This window comes from Dielma fastidiosa (assembly GCF_000313565.1).
Lineage (GTDB): Bacteria > Bacillota_I > Bacilli_A > Erysipelotrichales > Erysipelotrichaceae > Dielma > Dielma fastidiosa.
On sequence record NZ_CAEN01000084.1, the window covers coordinates 1 to 1,109 of the forward strand.

General features: G+C 28.6%; 2 protein-coding genes. Both read right to left on the minus strand.

The features are described from left to right. Window positions 1–287: 287 nt before the first annotated feature. Window positions 288–599 carry a type II toxin-antitoxin system RelE/ParE family toxin gene (locus DAHG_RS22065; RefSeq protein ID WP_022936296.1) on the minus strand — a complete coding sequence of 104 codons (312 nt, stop codon included), beginning with the start codon at window positions 597–599 and terminating at the stop codon, window positions 288–290. Continuing rightward, window positions 589–849, minus strand: a complete 261-nt coding sequence (locus tag DAHG_RS00065; protein ID WP_022936297.1) for a type II toxin-antitoxin system prevent-host-death family antitoxin — start codon at window positions 847–849, stop codon at window positions 589–591. Before DAHG_RS00065 ends, DAHG_RS22065 begins: the two co-directional genes overlap by 11 nt. Window positions 850–1,109 lie beyond the last annotated feature (260 nt).

The window sequence follows — 1,109 nt, forward strand, 5'->3', positions numbered from 1 at the left end:
GCTTTCTAAAAGTTTCTGTTATTTGCCTATTCATCATATTTGTAAGTATTATTCACTTTTTTAAAGGGCATATAACATCAAATTATAATATACAATTATGCCCAAAATCATTCACATTACTGGTCTTTTTAGAGATATATAATCACTTTGATCTGTGAATCAGTAAATTAACAAAATAGAAGCAAACTATAGCTGATTTTTCCCCACTTTAAAAAGATTTCAATCTTTTTGTGTATCAAAATAAAAAGGTGCATTTTGCACCTCTCATTGTTTAATCTATTAAAAATTTATTTGAATAATATGTGAACATAATCACGTCTAGTATACAATATTCTGTCAATATAAATATCAGTCTGTTCAATTCGATAAAAGATCATGTAGTTGTCTGATATTATGTAACGATAGTTTGTTTCTATATTTATGATATTTGCTAATGCGGCACCCATGTTAGGAAAATCAATAAGTTTATCGATTTCATTCATAATAGCGTCTAGCATTTTATCAGCTGCTTCATTATTACATAACTCTAGTGCGATATAACTCCAAATTTCTTCCAAGTCTCTGAAAGATTCAGGTGAATAATGTAGATTATAATTCATGCTGCTTTTTTTTGAAATGGGATCTTACTTCTTCTGCAGAAAGCCATCCTTCTACTTCGCCTGATTTTCTGCCTTTTGATAATTCATCCATCAATGTTAAAGTGGCCATTATGTTTTCGTATTCTTGAATATCGATGATAGCATAACGTCCTCTTCCATTTTTAGTAAGAAAAACTGGTGATCCAAACGTTACATCATGTAGCACTTCGCTATAATTTCGTAAATCTGAAATTGGTTTAATATTAGGCATATAGTTTTAACCTCCTTAGTAAACACAATAGTTCCTATTTATATTATATACATGTTCTCTGATATATTCAATGTTAAATAAGGTGACATATTTTACAACAATTTTTAAACTTAAAACATTGAGAGTATGAATAATAGACTGAATTATATGAAAATATGACATTGCTAACTGTCAACTTCAAATGGGTATATGCCTAAAGAGAGCTACTTGAATGCTTATATCATTCCTAGAATAAGGTTAATATACATTTTTTTGAAAAC